The organism is Methylomonas sp. DH-1 (genome assembly GCF_046097555.1).
GTDB lineage: Bacteria > Pseudomonadota > Gammaproteobacteria > Methylococcales > Methylomonadaceae > Methylomonas > Methylomonas koyamae.
The window spans coordinates 1,065,200-1,085,260 of record NZ_CP143089.1; the positions used below are offsets into that span (position 1 = coordinate 1,065,200).

At 56.1% G+C, this 20,061-nt stretch carries 15 protein-coding genes and 1 tRNA gene; 11 read left to right on the forward strand and 5 right to left on the reverse strand.

Annotation, left to right across the window (positions count from 1 at the left end; translation table 11 throughout):
- Window positions 1-15: 15 nt before the first annotated feature.
- From VXJ35_RS05260 to VXJ35_RS05275, 4 genes are read right to left on the reverse strand one after another with little or no spacing between them, the layout of a single operon-like run.
- Entirely contained in the window at window positions 16-531 is a 516-nt protein-coding gene (locus VXJ35_RS05260) for a glycine zipper family protein (RefSeq protein WP_064020757.1), read from the reverse strand.
- A gap of 13 nt (window positions 532-544) precedes the next feature.
- Window positions 545-940: a hypothetical protein gene (locus VXJ35_RS05265; RefSeq protein WP_064020758.1), complete on the reverse strand. Its 396-nt coding sequence runs from the start codon at window positions 938-940 to the stop codon at window positions 545-547.
- Window positions 941-947: 7 nt separating this feature from the next.
- Window positions 948-2,399, reverse strand: coding sequence for an ATP-binding protein (locus tag VXJ35_RS05270; RefSeq protein ID WP_064020759.1), 1,452 nt, complete (start codon window positions 2,397-2,399; stop codon window positions 948-950).
- 1 nt (window position 2,400) lies between these two features.
- Entirely contained in the window at window positions 2,401-3,123 is a 723-nt protein-coding gene (locus VXJ35_RS05275; protein WP_269454920.1) for a response regulator transcription factor, read from the reverse strand.
- Window positions 3,124-3,270: 147 nt separating this feature from the next.
- Between VXJ35_RS05275 and VXJ35_RS05280 the strand changes: the two genes are divergently transcribed.
- The 4 genes from VXJ35_RS05280 (at window position 3,271) to greA (ending at window position 8,797) form a co-directional block, all read left to right on the forward strand.
- A complete protein-coding gene (locus tag VXJ35_RS05280; protein ID WP_064020760.1) occupies window positions 3,271-3,714 on the forward strand; it encodes a Spy/CpxP family protein refolding chaperone in 444 nt (147 codons plus the stop codon).
- 215 nt (window positions 3,715-3,929) lie between these two features.
- Window positions 3,930-5,057 (forward strand): glutamine-hydrolyzing carbamoyl-phosphate synthase small subunit, encoded by a 1,128-nt coding sequence (gene carA, locus VXJ35_RS05285; RefSeq protein WP_064020761.1) that lies wholly within the window; start codon window positions 3,930-3,932, stop codon window positions 5,055-5,057.
- 21 nt (window positions 5,058-5,078) lie between these two features.
- The gene (gene carB, locus VXJ35_RS05290) at window positions 5,079-8,300 is read left to right on the forward strand and encodes a carbamoyl-phosphate synthase large subunit (protein WP_064020762.1); all 3,222 of its coding nucleotides are present in this window, start codon (window positions 5,079-5,081) and stop codon (window positions 8,298-8,300) included.
- 20 nt (window positions 8,301-8,320) lie between these two features.
- Complete coding sequence (gene greA, locus VXJ35_RS05295) at window positions 8,321-8,797, forward strand: transcription elongation factor GreA (RefSeq protein ID WP_064020763.1); 477 nt, start codon at window positions 8,321-8,323, stop codon at window positions 8,795-8,797.
- Window positions 8,798-8,833: 36 nt separating this feature from the next.
- Here the strand turns inward: greA and yhbY are convergent, their stop codons facing one another.
- Window positions 8,834-9,100 (reverse strand): ribosome assembly RNA-binding protein YhbY, encoded by a 267-nt coding sequence (yhbY, locus tag VXJ35_RS05300; protein ID WP_054763109.1) that lies wholly within the window; start codon window positions 9,098-9,100, stop codon window positions 8,834-8,836.
- A 50-nt stretch (window positions 9,101-9,150) separates the two neighbouring features.
- Between yhbY and rlmE the strand changes: the two genes are divergently transcribed.
- The 7 genes from rlmE to VXJ35_RS05335 all read left to right on the forward strand — a co-directional run bounded on the left by rlmE (window position 9,151) and on the right by VXJ35_RS05335 (window position 20,028).
- On the forward strand, window positions 9,151-9,768 hold the full coding sequence (gene rlmE / locus VXJ35_RS05305) for a 23S rRNA (uridine(2552)-2'-O)-methyltransferase RlmE (RefSeq protein ID WP_054763108.1): 618 nt from the start codon (window positions 9,151-9,153) through the stop codon (window positions 9,766-9,768).
- Window positions 9,769-9,888: 120 nt separating this feature from the next.
- Complete coding sequence (gene ftsH / locus VXJ35_RS05310) at window positions 9,889-11,805, forward strand: ATP-dependent zinc metalloprotease FtsH (RefSeq protein WP_197484960.1); 1,917 nt, start codon at window positions 9,889-9,891, stop codon at window positions 11,803-11,805.
- 68 nt (window positions 11,806-11,873) lie between these two features.
- Window positions 11,874-13,214: a phosphoglucosamine mutase gene (glmM, locus tag VXJ35_RS05315; protein ID WP_064020765.1), complete on the forward strand. Its 1,341-nt coding sequence runs from the start codon at window positions 11,874-11,876 to the stop codon at window positions 13,212-13,214.
- A gap of 54 nt (window positions 13,215-13,268) precedes the next feature.
- The gene (gene tpiA, locus VXJ35_RS05320) at window positions 13,269-14,015 is read left to right on the forward strand and encodes a triose-phosphate isomerase (RefSeq protein WP_064020766.1); all 747 of its coding nucleotides are present in this window, start codon (window positions 13,269-13,271) and stop codon (window positions 14,013-14,015) included.
- A gap of 21 nt (window positions 14,016-14,036) precedes the next feature.
- Entirely contained in the window at window positions 14,037-14,444 is a 408-nt protein-coding gene (secG, locus tag VXJ35_RS05325; RefSeq protein WP_054763107.1) for a preprotein translocase subunit SecG, read from the forward strand.
- Window positions 14,445-14,452: 8 nt separating this feature from the next.
- A tRNA-Leu gene (locus VXJ35_RS05330) sits at window positions 14,453-14,537 on the forward strand.
- A gap of 529 nt (window positions 14,538-15,066) precedes the next feature.
- Window positions 15,067-20,028, forward strand: coding sequence for a type ISP restriction/modification enzyme (locus VXJ35_RS05335; RefSeq protein ID WP_064020767.1), 4,962 nt, complete (start codon window positions 15,067-15,069; stop codon window positions 20,026-20,028).
- The last annotated feature ends 33 nt before the right edge of the window (window positions 20,029-20,061 follow it).

Below are 20,061 nucleotides of genomic sequence, written 5' to 3' on the forward strand. Positions count from 1 at the left end.
TTGCCGGGTGGCCGGTTAGCGGTTGGGCGGCGGCGGAGGCGAGCCGGGCGGTGGCGGCGGAACCCGCGTCGGAGCAGTGCTAGGCGCCGGCGATTGGTAAGAAAATTCTCCGGATACCGGCACCCGGTGGCCTTTGCCGTACATACACTGCACGTAAGCATTGTCGTAGTTTTGCTGGGTAGCGTAGCCGGCGCGGCGGGCTTCGCCGCTGCCGGCGATGGTTCCCGCCATTAGGCCGGTACCGGCGCCTATCGCCGCACCGCCACCTCCTCCCAACGCTGCGCCGGCGGCGGCACCGACCGCCGTACCGACGGCGGCGCTGCCGATCTGGCTATCCGCGCTGGCTTGGTTTGGCGTCGCGCCAACTTGGCCGGCCGCGTACTGCTGGCACAGGTAATCGTCCTGGCGGAATTGTTCGAACGACATGCCGCTGCCCGGTAAGGCCATTACGCTGGGGCCGTTGGGCATATGTGCGCAGCCGCCGCTTAGCAAGGCGGCGCTAAACAATCCGATAACTCTGTTACGTTGCATAGTGCGCCTCCACTCAATTCGGCGGTGTCGGCGAGACTTGGCGCCAGCCGCCGGGGCATTGGTTGACGTAAGGGTAATAGCCGGCCGGATTGTCGCAGTAATACCAATAGCCTTCCGGCAACGGCGCGCTGGGCGCGGCCGGCCGCTCGCGTTCGATGTAAACCGGCGGTTGCGCCGGCACCGTGATGATTTCCCGCGGGTAGTAGGGATAAGCGGGGTAGTACGGGTAAGCCGGATAATATGGTCGCGGAAACAGCGGAACTCCCAGGTAAAAACCGAAGCCGGGGTGAAAGTGGCGGCCGAAACCGTGGCCGTGGTGGTGCGGGCCGGCGCTGACGCCGAACGCCACTGTCGATAATAGCGCGCCTGCCGCTAGCCAGCGGCGGAAGCTCAATTTGTGTGTGTCCATATCATCCTCAACTGGTTTGCCGACTGGGGAACGGGATATCGATCGTGACGCGCAATCCGCCGGCCTCGCGGTTTTCGGCGCCGATTCGGCCGCCGTGCGCTTCGATCGCGCGTTGGGCGATGGTCAGGCCGAGGCCGGTGCTTTGGGCTTTGGTCGGTTTGCCGCTGCGGAAAAACGGCTGAAAAATCGCCGCCAGGTCCCGATCGGGAACTCCCGGCCCCATATCCTCCACGCGGATTCTTAAGCGCGCATTATTGCGTTCGAAATCGGCGGCCAGTATCACGCTGCCGTCGCGGCGGCAGTGTTGTACGGCATTGCGCAGGACGTTTTCGACCGCTCTGTGCAACAGTTCGGGCAGGCAATAACCGCGGATGTCGCCGATGCCTGAATACTCCAGCGAAATGCCGTTCCGTTGCGCTTCGAAGCCGACGTCTTCGACGATATCCGCCAACAAATCGGCGATATTGACCGCCTCGAATGTTCGTTTATCGACTCCGGCCTCCAGCCGGGACAGCATCAGCAGTTCGCCGACCAGGTCGCTGATGCGCTGCGACTCGCGCTCGATGCGCTCCAAGGTTGCCGGCAATTTTTCCGGTTGCTGCTGGGCCAGGCCGATCGCGGCTTGAATCCGGGCTAGCGGCGAGCGCAATTCGTGCGACACGTCGTGCAGCAAATGCTGCTGGGCGCCGACCAAATTGCCGATTTGCTTGGCCATATGGTCGAAATCCCGGCCCAAGTCGCTCAATTCGTCGCGGCGCCGGCCCATGCCCAGGCCGATCCGGGTATCCAGCCGGCCTTGGGCCACGGCTTGAAACGCATTGCGCAGATTGCGGATCGGTTTGGCGAAGTACCAGGCTAACAAGGCGCTAAATACCAAACTGGCGATGCTGCCGGCTATCAGCGGCGCGATAGGCGAGGGCGGATTGCGCGGCGGTCGGCGATTGTCGCGGCCGGGCGGCGGGCGTTGGCCGGGGCTAGCGAAGCCCAGCAGGTCCGGCGGGTTCGGCGGCATCGCCATTCTGAAATTGTCGGCGAAACCGTTTTCCGGCGACGGTACGAACAGTAAATAGCGGCGGCCGTCGTCGGCCGAGACCATGCGGATCGCGTCCGGATATTGGCCGTCCGCGTACAGGGTTCGCGCCTGATGCAAAATCTCGGGCGATACTTCGCGGCCCAGTAATTCCCGGTTTTGGTCGTCGACGGCGTATATCGGCGGAAACCGCTCTTGGCGTAAGGCGTGGATAAAGTCGCGCAAGCCGGCGACGCCGCTGCGCGGCAACAAATTGGCGGCAACGCTGACCATCGAAGCGATATGCCTGACGTTGATGCCGCTGGGTTGGTTGGCCGATTCCGCTTGCCGTTGCGTTTCGCGCAACCAGAAGATCGTGCCGACGCCGATGCCCGCCGTCAGCCAGGCCAGCCAGAACGCGAAAAAAAACTTCCAGAACAAGCGGCCCATTTCAATCCTTGACCAGTTGGTAACCTTGGCCGCGCACGGTCTGGATATAAGAGCGGCCGTCGGCCTGGTTGCCCAATTTTTGTCGAATGCTGCTCATGTGCACGTCTATGCTGCGGTCGAAGCGGGCCAGCGGCCGGCCTAACGCTTTCTCGGACAGGGCTTGTTTGCTGACAACCTGCCCGGCCTGGCAGGCCAGCGCTTCCAATAGATTGAATTCGGTGCTGGTCAACTCCAGGGTTTTGTCGAACCAGGTCGCCTTGCGTTTTTCGCTCCAGATTTGCAACGGCCCGGCCAAAATCGGCCCTGGTTGGCGTAGCTCGTCCGCCGCCTGGGTGCGGCGCAATATTGCGCGGATTCGGGCGACCAGTTCGCGCGGCGTGCAAGGTTTAGGAACGTAGTCGTCGGCACCGGATTCCAGGCCGATGATGCGGTCGACATCGTCGCCTTTCGCAGTAAACATCAGCACCGGCACGCGGCTTTCCAGCCTGATGCGCGCCAGTATTTCGGTGCCTTTGATGTCGGGCAGCATGATGTCGAGGATCACCAATTGGTGTTTGCCGGATAGCGCCTGCTGCAGCCCGGAATTGCCGGTCATGGCGATGTCGACTTCGAAACCTTCCTGCTGTAGGTAATCGCTGAACAGGCCGGCCAATTCCTCGTCGTCGTCGATAATCAACACTTTGCTCATCTGCTTGGCCTCCACCAAAATTCGATGCGGCATCATAGCGGTTGCCGGCTTAACTGCGCCAACCGCTTTTACTTGATTTTACTTTGCGCTAACCGCAGTTAACTCCCCGTTTGCAATACTGGATTCCGGCAAATAGCTATTCGGCTATGCCGCTTCCCAAGTTTATCGAGTCGAGGAGTTGTTATGAAAAAGTTGTTATTGATCGCAGGCCTGTTACCGCTGGCGGTTGCCGCCGGCCCCCGCCACGGCGAACCTCGTTGCGACGGCGGCCCGCATCCGGCTCACCGCGGCGAATTTGCTCCGGGCGAGCACATGCCGCATTTTCTGCGGGCGTTGAATTTGAGCGATGCGCAACGGGCCGAGATTAAGAGCTTGTGGCAAAGTCAGTTCGGCGAAGGCCGCGATGCGATGCGGAGCCAGGGCCGGGCGATGCGCGACGAGCTGCGCAATCTGAGCTTTTCCGCGGACTATAGCGAAGAGAAAAGCCTGAGTCTGATCGAGAAATCGTTGGAGATGCATAAACAAGCGGCCTTGGAAAAGGCCAAGCTGGATAACCGGATCTTCAAACTGCTGACGCCGGAGCAACAGCAGAAACTTCAGTCCGAACTGAGCAAAGCCAAGCATTGAACGTTGTTATTACTGGCGCACGACCCGCGGCAAGGCCTGCTGGCCGATTAATCGCCTGTGCCGGGTTAGTCGCAGGGTGTCGCCGGTGTGCACCATTTCGGAAAATTGTTAATGACCAAACAAGCATAATTTCGTAAAATCTCGCTGTTTTTATCTCTCCGGAACGGGATCGGCCGCAAGGCTCATCCCGTTTTCTACATCTAAGGTGGCCAATCTTGAATAAACCCGCATTACTGGTATTAGAAGATGGGACTGCGTTTCACGGCGTGTCGATCGGCGCCGATGGCTGTTCCGTCGGGGAAGTGGTATTTAACACGGCGCTGACCGGTTACCAGGAAATCCTCAGCGATCCTTCCTACGCCAGACAAATCGTGACGCTGACTTATCCGCATATCGGCAACGTCGGTACCAATGCCGAAGACGACGAATCGGCGAAAGTATTCGCCAGCGGCTTGGTGATTCGCGATTTGCCCTTGTTGGCCAGTAGCTGGCGCCAGCAACAAACCTTGCCCGAATATCTGCAACGGCACAACGTGGTGGCGATCGCCGATATCGATACGCGCCAACTGACCCGGTTGTTGCGCGATAAAGGCGCGCAACGCGGCTGCATCATGGCCGGCGAGACGGTTGACATTGCCGCGGCAACCCAAGCGATCGAATCTTTTCCGGGGTTGCAAGGGATGGATTTGGCCAAGGAAGTCACTACCGACCAAGCCTACGAATGGAGCGAAAATGTCTGGCAATTGGGCGTGGGCCATCGAGCCGCGCCGAATTTGGCCAAGCATGTCGTCGCTTACGACTTCGGCGTCAAACGCAATATATTGCGGCTGTTGGCCAACCGCGGCTGCCGCGTCACGGTGGTGCCGGCCAAAACCCCGGCGGCCGAGGTATTGGCGCTGAATCCGGACGGCGTGTTCCTGTCCAACGGCCCCGGCGACCCGGAGCCTTGCGATTACGCAATCGAGGCGATCGAGGCCATTCTCGCCCAAAAAGTACCGGTGTTCGGCATTTGCCTGGGCCACCAGTTGCTGGCGCTGGCCAGCGGTGCTAAAACCGAGAAAATGAAATTCGGCCACCACGGCGCCAACCACCCGGTCCAGGACTTGGCGAGCGGCCGGGTCATGATCAGCAGCCAAAACCACGGCTTTGCGGTCAGTCCGGACAGTTTGCCGGCCAATCTGAAAGCTACCCACGTCTCGCTGTTCGACGGCAGCCTGCAGGGTATCGCCCGAACCGACGTGCCGGCCTTCAGTTTTCAAGGCCACCCGGAAGCCAGTCCGGGGCCGCACGATGTGGAATCGTTATTCGACGATTTCATTGCGTTGATGGACCAGTCCCGTTAAGCCCAGTTTTTACAGAGTGATATGCCAAAAAGAACCGACATAAAATCGATTTTATTACTGGGCGCCGGACCGATCGTCATCGGCCAGGCTTGCGAGTTCGACTATTCCGGCACCCAGGCCTGCAAAGCGTTGCGCGAAGAAGGCTACCGGGTGATTCTGGTCAACTCCAATCCAGCCACGATCATGACCGATCCGGACATGGCCGATGCTATCTACATCGAGCCGATCGACTGGCAAACGGTGGAAAAAATCATCGAGAAGGAGCGCCCGGACGCGATCCTGCCGACTATGGGCGGCCAGACCGCGCTGAATTGCGCACTGGCGTTGGACAAGCACGGCGTGCTGGCCAAATACGGCGTCGAAATGATCGGCGCGAGTAAAGAAGCCATCAACAAAGCCGAGGATCGCGACCTGTTCAATCAGGCCATGCGCAAGATCGGCCTGGAAGTCGCCAAGTCCAAAGTTGCCCACAGTATGGAAGAGGCCTTTGCCGCTCAGGAAGAAGTCGGCTATCCGACCATCATCCGGCCCTCGTTTACGATGGGTGGTAGCGGCGGCGGCATTGCCTACAACCGCGAGGAATTCATCGAGATTTGCGAACGCGGCTTGGATTTGTCGCCGACCAACGAGCTGTTGATCGAGGAATCGATTCTGGGTTGGAAGGAATTCGAAATGGAGGTCGTGCGCGACCGCCACGACAATTGCATCATCGTCTGCTCCATCGAAAACTTCGATCCGATGGGCGTGCACACCGGCGACTCGATCACCGTGGCGCCGGCGCAAACCTTGACCGATAAGGAATACCAAATCATGCGCAACGCCTCGCTGGCGGTATTGCGCGAAATCGGCGTCGATACCGGCGGTTCCAACGTGCAGTTCGCCGTCAATCCCGATAACGGTCGCTTGATCGTTATCGAAATGAATCCGCGGGTCAGCCGTTCGTCGGCCTTGGCCTCCAAAGCCACCGGTTTCCCGATTGCCAAAGTTGCGGCGAAACTGGCAGTCGGTTTTACCTTGGACGAACTGCGCAACGAGATCACCGGCGGAGCGACGCCGGCCTCGTTCGAGCCGACTATCGACTATGTCGTCACCAAGGTGCCGCGGTTCGCGTTCGAGAAATTCCCGCAAGCCAACGACCGGCTGACCACGCAAATGAAATCGGTCGGCGAAGTCATGGCGATCGGCCGTACCTTCCAGGAATCGCTGCAAAAAGCCTTGCGCGGACTGGAAGTTGGCGTCGACGGCTTGGACGAAGTGGCGGATTTGAGCGATCCGAACGCGCAGGACATTATTCTGCGCGAGCTGCGCTATCCCGGTCCGCAACGCTTGTGGTATTTGGCCGATGCGTTTCGCAGCGGCTTGAGTTTCGAAGAAATCCACCAGGCCTGCAAAATCGAGCCTTGGTTTTTGGCCCAGGTCGAGGATTTGATCGCTACTGAAAAAGCCTTGTCGACCAAAACCCTGGCGACCTTGGAGCCCGGCGAATTGCTGCGGTTGAAACGCAAAGGTTTCTCCGACAAACGTTTGGCGAAATTGCTGGAAACCAAAGAATCCGAAGTACGCAACGTCCGCCACAAGAAATGCATTCGGCCGGTGTTCAAGCGCATCGATTCCTGTGCCGCGGAGTTTGCTTCCGACACCGCTTATTTGTATTCCACCTACGAGCAGGAATGCGAAGCCAAGCCGTCGGAACGGGAAAAAATCGTCATTTTGGGCGGCGGTCCGAACCGGATCGGCCAGGGCATCGAATTCGACTATTGCTGCGTACATGCCGCCTTGGCGCTGCGCGAGGACGGTTACGAGACCATTATGGTCAACTGTAATCCCGAAACCGTTTCGACCGACTTCGACACTTCCGACCGTTTGTATTTCGAGCCGTTGACCTTGGAAGACGTGCTGGAAATCATCGACCTGGAGAAACCCAAGGGTGTGATTGTGCAGTACGGTGGCCAAACCCCGCTGAAACTGGCACGGGCCTTGGAAGCGGCTGGCGCTCCGATTATCGGCACTTCACCGGATTCGATCGATTTGGCCGAAGACCGCGAGCGGTTCCAGAAATTGCTGGAGCGTCTGAATCTGTTGCAACCGCCCAACGCCACCGCGCGTTCGGTCGAGCAGGCGGTCAGTTCGGCAAAGGAAATCGGCTATCCGCTGGTGGTGCGTCCATCCTACGTGTTGGGTGGGCGGGCGATGGAGATCGTGTTCAACGAAGACGGCCTGCGCCGTTACATGAAAGAAGCCGTCAGCGTGTCGAACGATTCGCCGGTGTTACTGGACCGGTTCCTGGACGACGCGGTGGAAATGGATGTCGATGCGATTTACGACGGCGAAACCGTGTTGATCGGCGGCTTGATGGAGCACATCGAACAGGCCGGCGTGCATTCCGGCGACTCGGCGTGCTCGCTGCCGCCTTACGATTTGCCGGCGCATTTGCAAGACCAGTTACGCGCCCAGGTGGCGAAGATGGCCGAAGCTTTGGGTGTGCGCGGTTTGATGAATACCCAGTTTGCGATTCAAGGCGAGACCGTATACGTGCTGGAAGTGAATCCGCGCGCTTCGCGTACCGCGCCGTTCGTGTCGAAAGCCACCGGTTATCCGTTGGCGAAAATCGCCGCGCGCTGCATGGTCGGTAAGTCGCTGAAAGAGCAGGGCGTGACCGAAGAGCGCATTCCCGAGTATTTCTCGGTCAAGGAAGCGGTGTTCCCGTTCATCAAATTCCCCGGCGTCGATCCGCTGTTGGGGCCGGAGATGAAATCCACCGGCGAGGTTATGGGCGTCGGTAAAACCTTCGGTGAAGCCTTTGCCAAGTCGCAACGGGCTTGCGGCGTGGATTTGAGCCATAGCGGCAAGGTGTTGATCAGTATTCGCGATGCCGATAAACCCAAGTTGCCGGAATTGGCGAATATGCTGATCGCCAAAAATTACGAAATCGTCGCGACTCCGGGTACCGCGCGCGTGTTGCGCGAGGCCGGGATCGCTTGTAAAGACGTGTTCAAGGTCAACCAGGGGCGGCCGCATACCGTGGATATGATCAAGAACGGCGAGATCCAGATGGTCATCAACACGACTGACGGCGCGAAAGCGGTAGCGGATTCGTTCACGATGCGGCGCGAAGCGCTGCAGCGTAAGGTCACCTACTACACGACGATGGCCGGCGCCAGAGCGGCTTGCTACGCGCTGGGCGAGCTCGATGCCGGCGACGTCAATTGCCTGCAAGATTTGCATAACAGTTTTAACGGATAAAGAAAAAAGGGGAGCAGTAGATGCAAAAATTTCCGCTGACGGTGGCTGGCGCCAATAAGCTGCGCGCCGAGCTGGAGGAATTGAAGACCGTGATTCGGCCGCGAATTATCCAGGCCATTGCCGAAGCCCGCGAGCACGGCGATTTGAAAGAAAACGCCGAGTACCATGCGGCTAGGGAACAACAAAGTTTCGCCGAGGGGCGGATTGCCGAAATCGAAGGTAAATTGTCCAACGCCAATATCATCGACGTGACCAAAACCGACGCCAACGGCAAAGTCGTATTCGGCGCGACCGTGGAAATCGAGGATTTGGATTCGGGTAAGGTTGTGACTTACCAGATCGTCGGCGAAGACGAAGCCAACATCAAGGAAGGCAGAATTTCGGTCGGATCGCCGATTGCGCGGGCTTTGATCGGCAAGGAAGTCGAAGATGTCGTGACGGTGAAGGCACCGGGCGGCGATGTCGAGTACGAGATTATTTCGGTCAAATATATTTAGCCGTTTCGAGCGGGGAGGCGCCGCCTCCCCAATAGGCTATTTTTTCGGATTTTGCCGGTAAACCACAGCAATTTGGCCGATAGACTGAATCAGTTCGGCTTTGGTTTCGGCGCAAATTTGCTCGGAAATAACGGCGCGTTCATCCCGCTCGGCGCGGATTTTAATTTTGATCAGTTCGTGCGCATCCAGCGCGACGTTGATTTCTTTCAGTACCGCTTCGGTCAAGCCCGCCTGGCCGATGATCACCACCGGATTCAGGGCATGCGCCTGGGCTTTGAGTTTTTTCTTTTGGATGGGATTCACGCAGTTTCCTTGACTTTATAAAACCGAGCGATTTTACACGAATAGAAAATATGGCACGCAGCAAAAGTAGCCAGCAGTGGATGCAGGAACATTTCCAGGATGAATATGTCAAGAAGGCCCAGGCTTTGGGTTATCGCTCGCGGGCGGTTTTCAAGCTGATCGAAATTCAGGAAAAAGACAAAATCATCAAGCCTGGTATTAATATAGTCGACCTCGGTGCTGCGCCCGGAGGTTGGTCGGAGTACGCCAGCAAAATCGTCGGCAAGAAAAGCAAGGTGATTGCGCTGGACTTATTGCCGATAGAACCGATCGAGGGGGTCGAATTCATTCAAGGCGACTTTCGGGAAGACGAAGTCCTGGAAGAATTGTACAAAGTGCTTGATGGTGAGCCGGTGCACTTGTTATTGTCGGATATGGCCCCCAATATGAGCGGTAGTAGGGAAATGGATCAACCGCGCTCCATCTATCTCGGCGAATTGGCATTGGATGCCGCGCAGCGGATTTTGGTAAAGGGTGGGACGTTTTTGATAAAAATGTTCCAGGGCGCCGGTTTCGACGAGTACTATAATCAAGTGCGGCAGCAATTCAACAGCGTTGCTATCAGAAAGCCCAAGGCTTCGCGGGCACGCAGCAACGAAGTCTACATTTTGGCGAAAGGTTTTAAATAAGCCGGCGAACAGCCTCGATTCCAGGCGGTCCTTGCCGGTAGGGTGCGAGTACTCCTGATACAATTACTCGGTTTTTAAATATGGTGGCCATTCCCGGCCGGAGCGCGTAACTTGAGCGATATGATTAAAAATTTGGTTTTGTGGGTGGTCATCGCGGTGGTATTGATGGCCGTATTCAACAACTTCGGGTCGCGGGCGGTACGCAGCGATGCCAATTTGTCGTATTCGCAACTGATTGACGCGGTCAAGGCCGGCCAAGTGCAGCAGGTCGCGATTTCCGACAACACGGTCAAAGGCCGTATGCACACCGGCGATAAGTTCAAGACTTATATGCCGAACGATCCGCATTTGATCGACGACCTGTTGGCGAACGGTGTCGAAATCACCGTGCAGCCGCCGGAAGAGCCGTCGATGCTGATGCAGATATTCGTGTCTTTCGGCCCGATTCTGCTGCTGATTGCGGTTTGGGTGTTCTTCATGCGGCAGATGCAGGGTGGCGGCGTCGGCGGCCGCGGCGGCGCGATGGGTTTTGGTAAGAGTAAAGCCCGGATGCTGGATCAGGATCAAAACAAAGTCACGTTTGCCGACGTGGCCGGTTGCGACGAAGCCAAGGAAGAAGTACAGGAAATGGTCGATTTTCTGAAAGATCCGGCCAAATACCAGCGCCTTGGCGGTAAAGTTCCGCGCGGCGCGCTGATGGTCGGACCGCCGGGTACCGGTAAAACCTTGCTGGCGCGGGCCATTGCCGGCGAAGCGAAAGTGCCGTTCTTTACCATTTCCGGTTCGGACTTCGTCGAAATGTTCGTCGGCGTCGGTGCTTCCAGGGTGCGCGACATGTTCGAGCAGGCCAAAAAGCATGCGCCGTGCATCATCTTCATCGACGAGATCGACGCAGTAGGCCGGTCCCGCGGTGCCGGATTGGGCGGCGGCAACGACGAGCGCGAACAAACCTTGAACCAGTTGCTGGTTGAAATGGACGGTTTCGAAGGCCACGAAGGCATCATTGTCATCGCGGCGACCAACCGTTCCGACGTGCTAGACAAAGCCTTGTTGCGTCCCGGCCGCTTCGACCGCCAAGTTGTGGTCGGTTTGCCCGATGTTCGCGGCCGCGAGCAAATTCTGAACGTGCATTTGAAGAAAGTGCCGATGGCCGATGACGTCAAAGTCAAGTACATCGCCCAAGGCACGCCGGGTTTTTCCGGTGCCGATCTGGCTAACCTGGTCAACGAAGCGGCATTGTTCGCCGCCCGTTTCAACAAGCGTTTGGTCAGCATGGTCGATTTGGAAAAAGCCAAGGACAAACTGATCATGGGCGCCGAACGGCGCTCCATGGTGATGGACGAGAAAGAAAAGAAAATGACCGCCTACCACGAAGCCGGCCACGCTATCGTCGGCCGCTTGGTGCCGGACCACGATCCGGTGTACAAGGTCAGCATCATGCCGCGCGGCCGGGCTTTGGGCGTGACGATGTTTTTGCCGGAACGCGACCAGTACAGTGCCAGCAAACGCAAGCTGGACAGCATGATTTCCAGCCTTTACGGCGGCCGTATCGCGGAAGAGTTGATATTCGGCTGGGAAGAAGTGTCTACCGGCGCTTCCAACGACATCGAGCGTGCTACCGAGCTGGCGCGTAACATGGTGACCAAATGGGGTTTGTCGCAACGCCTGGGGCCTTTGGCTTACAGCGAAGAAGAGGGCGAAATCTTTTTGGGCCGTTCGGTGACGCAGCACAAATCGGTTGCCGAGGAAACTTCGCATACCATTGACGAAGAAATCCGCTCGATCATCGACCGCAACTACGAGCGTGCCGAAACGATTCTGAAAGAAAATATGGATATTCTGCACGCGATGGCAGAAGCGTTGATGAAGTACGAAACCATCGACAAGTACCAAATCGACGACTTAATGTCCAGAAAACCGGTGCGCGAGCCCAAGGGCTGGGACGATACGCCGTCGCCCAGCGACGAGCGGAAAAGCGACCATTGGGATCAAAAAAGCGATGGCGAATCGATTGGCGGCGCCGCAGAGCAAGGCTGATACCGCCGCATGGAACAAGAGAGGCTTCGGCCTCTCTTTTTTTTGGGTTTGAACAAGGTAGATCGAGAATGGCAAAAAAATATTTCGGTACCGACGGTATTCGCGGCAAGGTTGGCGAATATCCGATAACCGCCGACTTCATGTTGAAACTGGGCTGGGCCACCGGCAGAGTGTTCGCTCGGGAAGGTAGCGGCTTCGTCTTGGTGGGTAAAGACACCCGTATTTCCGGCTATATGTTCGAATCGGCGCTCGAAGCCGGATTGTCGGCCGCCGGCGTCGATACCCGGATGCTGGGGCCGATGCCGACGCCGGGCATAGCCTACTTGACCAGAACCTTGCGGGCCAGAGCCGGCATCGTCATCAGCGCGTCGCACAACCCGTATTACGATAACGGTATCAAATTTTTCTCGGTCGACGGCGCCAAGTTGCCGGACGAAGTCGAGCACCAAATCGAACAATATCTGGATGCGCCGATCACGACCGTGGAGTCGGCAAAACTGGGAAAGGTCAAACGCATCAGCGATGCCGCCGGACGTTATATCGAATTCTGCAAGGCCACTGTACCGCCGCATCTGGACTTCAAAGGCATGCGCATCGTCATCGATTGCGCCAACGGAGCTACCTACCATATCGCGCCGCACGTGTTCAGCGAGGTTGGCGCCGAGGTGGTGACGATAGGCGCCGAGCCGGACGGCCTGAATATTAACGACGAGTGCGGTGCCACCAAACCGGAGTATTTGGCGGGCAAGGTACTGGAATACCGTGCCGACTTGGGCATTGCGCTGGACGGTGACGGCGACCGCGTCATCATGATCGACCACAAAGGCGAAATCGTCGACGGCGACGAACTGATCTATATCATTGCTAAATCGCGGCTCGACGAAGGCAAATTGCTGGGGCCGGTGGTAGGGACCTTGATGTCCAATCTGGGTATGGAACACGCTTTGAACGCGCTGAACCTGCAACTGCTGCGAGCCAAGGTCGGCGACCGTTACGTAATGGAAATGCTGACGGAAAACAAAGGTATGTTGGGCGGCGAAGGTTCCGGCCATATCATTTGCCTGGACAAAACCACGACCGGCGACGGCATCGTTGCCGCGCTGCAAGTGCTGGCGGAAATGCAGCGCACCGGCAAAAGCCTGCGCGATCTGAAATCCGGCATGAAGAAATACCCGCAAGTGTTGGTCAACGTCAGAACCGAAAAGAAAGTCAAAATCGAGGAAATCGACAGTATCAAGAAAGCCGTCGAAACCGTCGAAAAAAAACTCGGCGACAAAGGCCGCGTGTTGCTGCGTTCGTCCGGCACCGAGCCGTTAATCCGGGTGATGGTGGAAGGCGTCGACGAAGACGACGTCACTCGCTACGCCAACCAGTTGGCGGCCGACGTGAAGAAGGCCATTGCGGCTTGAATAAGCCGGCTTATCCCGATATGATATGCGGTCTTATTTAGCTTGGAGGGTGCAATGCGTCGATCTTTGATTATGGGGAATTGGAAAATGAACGGCTCTCGGGAAGAGGGGCAAAAGCTTGCGCAAGCCTTGGCCGACGGCCTGGGTAATGTAGAACAAGAAGTTGCAGTCTGCGTTCCATTCGTCTACCTGTCAGATATCCGCACTGTATTGGCATCCTCGCCAATCGCTTTGGGTGCGCAAAATGTCGCCGACCAAGCGTCCGGTGCCTACACCGGCGAAGTGTCCGCCGCGATGCTGGCCGATATCGGTTGCAAATATGCCCTGGTCGGCCACTCCGAGCGTCGCAGCTACTACGGCGACACCAACGAATCCGTCGCCAAACGTTTCGCTCAAGCCTTGAGCAAAGGCGTGGTGCCGGTACTGTGCGTGGGTGAAACCCTGGAAGAGCGCGAACAAGACAAAACCTTCCAAGTCGTCGACGAGCAATTGGACGCCGTCATCGCCGAAGCCGGCATCGAATCGTTCGAAAAAGCGGTCATCGCTTACGAACCGGTTTGGGCAATCGGTACCGGTAAAGTCGCGACCGACGAGCAAGCGCAAGAAGTGCACCAGTACATTCGCAAACGCATCGCGGACAGAAATCCTGCCATTGCTGAGAAAGTACAAATTTTATACGGCGGTAGCGTCAAACCGGATAATGCCAAAGGTTTGTTCGCAATGCCGGACATTGATGGCGGTTTGGTGGGCGGTGCATCTCTTGATGCCAAAGGCTTCCTGCAAATCTGCCATTCGGTTTAGTTCCATCCGATTAAGGTCTTTATGTTGTACCAAATTATAATAATTATTCATATCTTCCTGGGCATAGGCATCATCGGTTTGGTGCTGATGCAACAAGGAAAGGGCGCAGACGCGGGAGCCACCTTCGGCGGCGGCGCATCCGGTTCGGTATTCGGCGCCCAGGGCTCCGCATCGTTTCTGTCCAGAACCACGGCAATTTTCGCAACGTTGTTTTTCATGACCAGCTTGGGTTTGGCGATGATGAGCGGTTACCAAGGTAAAAAGACCGACATCGTTCTGGAATCGGCTCCGGCGGCAGAACCCGCTAAATCCGAATTGCCGTTACCGCAGAGCTCAGCCGAGATTCCTGCGGCAGTGCCGGGCGTAGTCGACGCCAAAATCCCCGAAGCTCCGGCTATCAAAGAAGTCGAAAAGCCGGCCGCGCAATAAGTGTTAATGCCGACGTGGTGAAATTGGTAGACACGCCATCTTGAGGGGGTGGTGACGCAAGTCGTGCCGGTTCAAGTCCGGCCGTCGGTACCAAATTAGGGTTTTAAGAAACCCGATACAATCCAAAAACCCGCGAATCATCTAGGTTTACGGGTTTTTTTATGTCCGGAGCAATCCGCCAAAACTGCCTTACGGAGAGCCACGCTGGAGAATTGAGGTATTCCAGTATGGCAAATATTGAAAGCGGGCATGGCAAAGTGGCGACGAATCTCAATAAGGACGCGGTATACAGGACAGCCAATTGAAAGGCTTCCATCGGCCCTGGACGATTACGCCGATGTCACCGGGCAAATGGTTGGCGTCATAACATTTCTGAACAGCTCAACGACTCGCAAGACCGATGCTAGCCGTATTGAGCGCATGGCTTTGCCCTTGCAGGGCGATAAGCCGCGGAAATTCTGGAAACGACCCAGCCCGTAACAGGCGGCGGGCAATATGAGTTTCCGTCAAGCCGTGGTGACGGGCGGCCGGCCTATGTCGGATAACACCATCAGAACGAGAACGGCGCTGATAGCTAAAAAACCAAACCGACACCATTGGAACCAATCAAGCTAAGGAACCCATGACAGCGCTAAGCCAATTACTCGACAGCTTCCGCAATGCAGCCGTTACCGAGCGCGAAAAAGGCAGCTATTTTGAAGAATTGATCGTTTGTTATCTAAAGAACGAAGCCACCTACCGGGATTTATACAGCGATGTCTGGCTGTATGCCGATTGGGCAGACCGGCAACGGCTCGACAAACGCGATACCGGTATCGACTTGGTCGCTCAAACCGCCGGCACTAGTGAGTTCCACGCCATTCAATGCAAACTTTACGCCGCCGACTACAAAATCCGTAAAGACGACATCGATAGCTTTTTCACCGCCTCCGGCAAAAAGCCGTTCACGCATCGCCTTATTATTACCAGTTGCCTGAACTGGACGGAACATGCCGACGACGCCTTGCGCGACCAGCAAATTCCAGTCAACAAAATTGACCTGCACGATCTGGAAAACAGCCAGATTGATTGGGCGCAATATCAAGCTAAAGCCGAACCCGTTTTAAAGCCGAAGAAACAGCTACGTGAACATCAACTTCACGCTGTCAGCGGTGCTTATCATGGGCTGCAACAAGCGGATCGGGGCAAACTGATTATGGCCTGCGGCACTGGTAAAACGTTCACCAGCTTGAAGATTGCCGAAAAAATTGCCGGAACCGGTAAGCGCGTGCTGTTTTTGGTACCAAGCCTTTCTTTGCTATCGCAAACCCTCACCGAATGGACCCAAGAAAGCGAAACCCCGCTGCACAGTTTCGCCGTCTGTTCCGACAGCGATGTCGGTAAAAAACGCAAAAAGGATGACGACGTCGTCCAAACCTTTGCCCATGAACTGCGTTACCCCGCCACCACAGAGCCCTCGCGGCTGGCGACCGAAATGCAAAAGCGCCACGATACCGGACACATGAGCGTGGTTTTCAGTACCTATCATTCCATCGACGTGATTCACCGCGCCCAGCACCAGCATGGCCTGGAAGAGTTCGACCTGATTATCTGCGACGAAGCTCACCGCACCACTGGCGCAACCTTTGGCGACGAAGACGAAAGCGCCTTTGTCAAAGTACACGATGCCGCTTACATCCGCGCCGGCAAACGCCTGTACATGACCGCTACGCCGCGCATTTACGGCGACCATGCCAAAGCCAGCGCCGAAAAGGACAATGTCGCCTTATGTTCCATGGACGATCCGGCGTTATTTGGCCGCGAGCTGTACATCATTACCTTTTCGGATGCCGTCAAACGTGGCTTGCTGTGCGATTACAAAGTAATTGTGCTGGCGGTGGAAGAAACCCATGTCAGCCGCCGGCTGCAAGACCTGCTGAAAGACCCGGACAACCAACTTAAAGTCGATGATGCCGCCAAAATTGTCGGTTGCTGGAAAGCCTTATCCAAACAGGGCATTGCCGAACAACTTAGCGACGACGGCTATCCGATGCGGCGTGCCGTCGCTTTTTGCCAAGTCATCGAACGCAACCTAGCCGCCAAAACCCACAAAGTCAGTTCCAAACAAATTGCCGGCATGTTTCAAACCGTGGTTGAAGCCTACCAAGCCAGCGAACAAGCGGATGCCGAAGCGGTTAGCGCCACCCTCAACTGCCAGGCCGCACATATCGACGGCAGCATGAACGCCAGCGAAAAGGAAAGCCATCTGCAATGGCTCAAAGCCGAGCCGCCGGAAAACACCTGTCGCATCCTCAGCAACGTGCGCTGTTTGTCGGAAGGCGTCGACGTACCGGCCTTGGATGCCGTTTTGTTTTTAACGCCGCGCAACTCACAAGTGGATGTGGTGCAATCGGTGGGCCGCGTGATGCGCAACGCGCCCGGTAAGCAACGCGGTTATGTGATCTTGCCGGTGGTGATTCCGGCAGGCGTGGAACCGCACGAAGCCCTCAACGACAACAAAACCTATGCCGTGGTCTGGCAAGTGCTGCAAGCCCTGCGTTCGCACGATGACCGCTTCGATGCCATGGTTAACAAACTGGATTTGATCGGCCAAGACCGCAGCAAAATGGAAGTCATCGCCATTACCGATCAAATCCGGAAAAAAGCCAAAACCGCCAAAAGCAAAGGCCAGACCGGCAATCAAAAAGCCGGCCGCAACCACTTTAGCATCGGGAATAAAGTGGATGAGGCTCCGGCGCCTTACCAAACCGAATTGCAATTCGAAATCGGCGAAATCGAACGTGCCATTTACGCCAAACTGGTGCAAAAAGTCGGCAACCGCCACCATTGGGAAGACTGGGCCAACGACATTGCCAAAATCGCCCGCACCCATATCGACCGCATCGGCGCGATTCTGGAAAATCCGGCCAACAGCCGAGAACGCGAGGCCTTTAATGCCTTTGCTCACGAATTGCGCGACGACCTCAACGACAGCATTACCGATGCTGAAATCATCGAAATGCTGGCTCAACACCTGATCACCAAGCCGGTATTCGACGCCCTATTCGAAGGCTACAGCTTTGCCCAGCACAACCCGATGTCGCAAGCCATGCAAGGCGTGCTGGATGTGCTGCAAGAACACCACTTGAGTAAGGAAGCTGATACCCTGCAAGCCTTCTACGACAGCGTCAAACTGCGTGCCGAAGGCATAGAAAATGCCGCCGGCAAGCAAAAAATCGTGGTCGAGTTGTACGACAAATTCTTCCGCAACGCCTTCCCCAAAATGACTGAGCGGCTTGGCATTGTTTACACGCCGGTAGAAGTGGTCGATTTCATCATCCACAGCGTCAACGACGTACTGCAAAGCGAGTTCGGCCAAACTCTGGGCAGTGAAGGCGTGCATATCATCGATCCCTTTACCGGCACCGGCACCTTTATCACCCGCCTGCTGCAAAGCGGCCTGATTACGCCGGAACAACTGCCCTACAAGTACCAACACGAAATCCACGCCAACGAAATCGTGTTGCTGGCCTATTACATCGCGGCCATCAACATCGAAGCGGTCTATCACAGCCTGATGAACGCACCCTCGCCCCCTGGGGGAGAGGGCCGGGGTGAGGGGGAAATTCCCTACCAACCCTTCCAGGGTATCTGCCTGACCGACACCTTTCAGATGTACGAGAAGGGCGACATGGTCGATGCGCTACTGGAACACAACAGCGCCCGCCGCAAGCGGCAAAAAGAGCTGGATATCAGGGTGATTATTGGCAATCCGCCGTATTCGGTTGGGCAAGGCGATGCCAATGCCAACAATCAGAACGTCGCCTATCCGCATTTGGATGAGCGCATTCGTGGCACCTATGCCGAACGCTCCACGGCCACCAATAAAAATGCTCTGTACGATAGCTATATCCGGGCGATTCGCTGGGCCTCTGACCGGATTGGCGATAGCGGTGTGCTCGGTTTTGTCACCAATGCTAACTTCTTAGAAACTGGAACTTTTGGCGGCTTACGCCAGTGTTTGGCCGAAGAGTTTTCCAGTATTTATGTGTTTCATTTACGTGGTAATCAGCGCACCTCGGGCGAATTATCTCGCAAGGAAGGTGGCAAGATTTTTGGCAGCGGTAGCCGGGCGCCGATTGCGATTTCCGTACTGGTCAAGAACCCTGAAGCGAAACAGCATGGCCAGATTTATTTTCATGACATTGGCGATTACCTAAGTCGAGAAGAGAAGCTGGACAAAATCAGCGAATTTTCCAGCCTTGCCGGTATCAGTGAAATCAACGGATGGCAAGCCATTACACCCGATCAACATGGGGATTGGCTAAAGCAGCGCGACGACAGTTTTGGGGAGTTCATCGTGCTCGGCGAGAAGAGCGACAAAGAAACAAAAGCGCTATTTGCTAATTATTCTGCGGGCGTAAAAACGCAGCGCGATGCCTGGTGTTACAACGCTTCTAAGGATGACCTTACTGATAACATGGAACGCATGATCGAGTCCTACAACGATGAAGTGAAGCGCTTTAACGCCGCCCATGCCGGACTTGACAAGAAATCACGAGAAACCCTGGTGGATGACTTCATTGACACCAACCCCGCTAGGATTAGTTGGACGCGGGCTTTAAAGCAAGAATTAGCCAAAGACAGACAATTCGTTTTTGATTCTATTTGCCTAACCCAGGCTCTTTACCGCCCCTTTACAAAACAGTGGTTATATTTCAACCGGCGATTTAATGAAATGGTGTACCAGATACCGCGCATTTTTCCGGATGCTAAATCGGAAAATCGCATTATCTGTATCAACGCCGTTGGAGCACAGAAAGAATTTTCAGCGTTGATGGCCAACTATCTTCCTGACTTGCATGTAATGCAGACCGGCCAATGCTTCCCCCTTTACCTTTACGACGAACCGGAAACCAGCCAAGAACAGCCAAAGAACGCCGACCTGTTCGCCGAACCCGCGAAACAAGAAAGACAGCGCCGCGATGCCATCACCGATGAAGGCTTGGCTCATTTCCAAGCCGCCTATCCCGGCGAAACGATCACCAAGGAAGACATTTTCTATTACGTCTATGGCCTGTTGCATTCGCCGGATTACCGCGAACGCTATGCCGACAATCTGGCCAAGGAGTTGCCGCGTATCCCTTGCGTCAAAACTGCCGCCGATTTCTGGGCGTTTGCCAAGGCCGGGCGCGACTTGGCGGAACTGCATTTGAATTATGAAACGGTCGAAAAGTATCCGGTGCAAATCGTGGGCAATCCGCAATTAACCGATGCCGATTTCCGCGTCGAGAAGATGAAGTATGGCAAAAGCGGCAAGGACAAGGACCTCACCACGCTGCACTACAACGCCAAAATTACCTTGACTGGTATCCCGCTGGAAGCCTACGACTACGTGGTCAACGGCAAACCGGCGCTGGATTGGGTGGTCGAGCGGCAATGCGTTAAAGTCGACAAAGACAGCGGCATCGTCAACGACGCCAACGACTGGGCTATCGAAACCATGCACAACCCGCGTTATCCGTTGGAACTGTTCCAGCGCGTGATTACGGTCAGTTTGGCAACGATGAAAATTGTTAAGGCCTTGCCGGCTTTGAATATTTAACCGGACGAATCCGCCCGAATCCGCCCTAATCAC

Bases quoted from the DNA above. Each gene is read 5' to 3' on its own strand.
- VXJ35_RS05260 (WP_064020757.1), bottom strand. From the start codon at position 531: ATGCAACGTAACAGAGTTATCGGATTGTTTAGCGCCGCCTTGCTAAGC.
- VXJ35_RS05265 (WP_064020758.1), bottom strand. From the start codon at position 940: ATGGACACACACAAATTGAGCTTCCGCCGCTGGCTAGCGGCAGGCGCG.
- VXJ35_RS05270 (WP_064020759.1), bottom strand. From the start codon at position 2,399: ATGGGCCGCTTGTTCTGGAAGTTTTTTTTCGCGTTCTGGCTGGCCTGG.
- VXJ35_RS05275 (WP_269454920.1), bottom strand. From the start codon at position 3,123: ATGATGCCGCATCGAATTTTGGTGGAGGCCAAGCAGATGAGCAAAGTG.
- VXJ35_RS05280 (WP_064020760.1), top strand. From the start codon at position 3,271: ATGAAAAAGTTGTTATTGATCGCAGGCCTGTTACCGCTGGCGGTTGCC.
- carB (WP_064020762.1), top strand. From the start codon at position 5,079: ATGCCAAAAAGAACCGACATAAAATCGATTTTATTACTGGGCGCCGGA.
- greA (WP_064020763.1), top strand. From the start codon at position 8,321: ATGCAAAAATTTCCGCTGACGGTGGCTGGCGCCAATAAGCTGCGCGCC.
- rlmE (WP_054763108.1), top strand. From the start codon at position 9,151: ATGGCACGCAGCAAAAGTAGCCAGCAGTGGATGCAGGAACATTTCCAG.
- ftsH (WP_197484960.1), top strand. From the start codon at position 9,889: ATGATTAAAAATTTGGTTTTGTGGGTGGTCATCGCGGTGGTATTGATG.
- glmM (WP_064020765.1), top strand. From the start codon at position 11,874: ATGGCAAAAAAATATTTCGGTACCGACGGTATTCGCGGCAAGGTTGGC.
- tpiA (WP_064020766.1), top strand. From the start codon at position 13,269: ATGCGTCGATCTTTGATTATGGGGAATTGGAAAATGAACGGCTCTCGG.
- secG (WP_054763107.1), top strand. From the start codon at position 14,037: ATGTTGTACCAAATTATAATAATTATTCATATCTTCCTGGGCATAGGC.
- VXJ35_RS05335 (WP_064020767.1), top strand. From the start codon at position 15,067: ATGACAGCGCTAAGCCAATTACTCGACAGCTTCCGCAATGCAGCCGTT.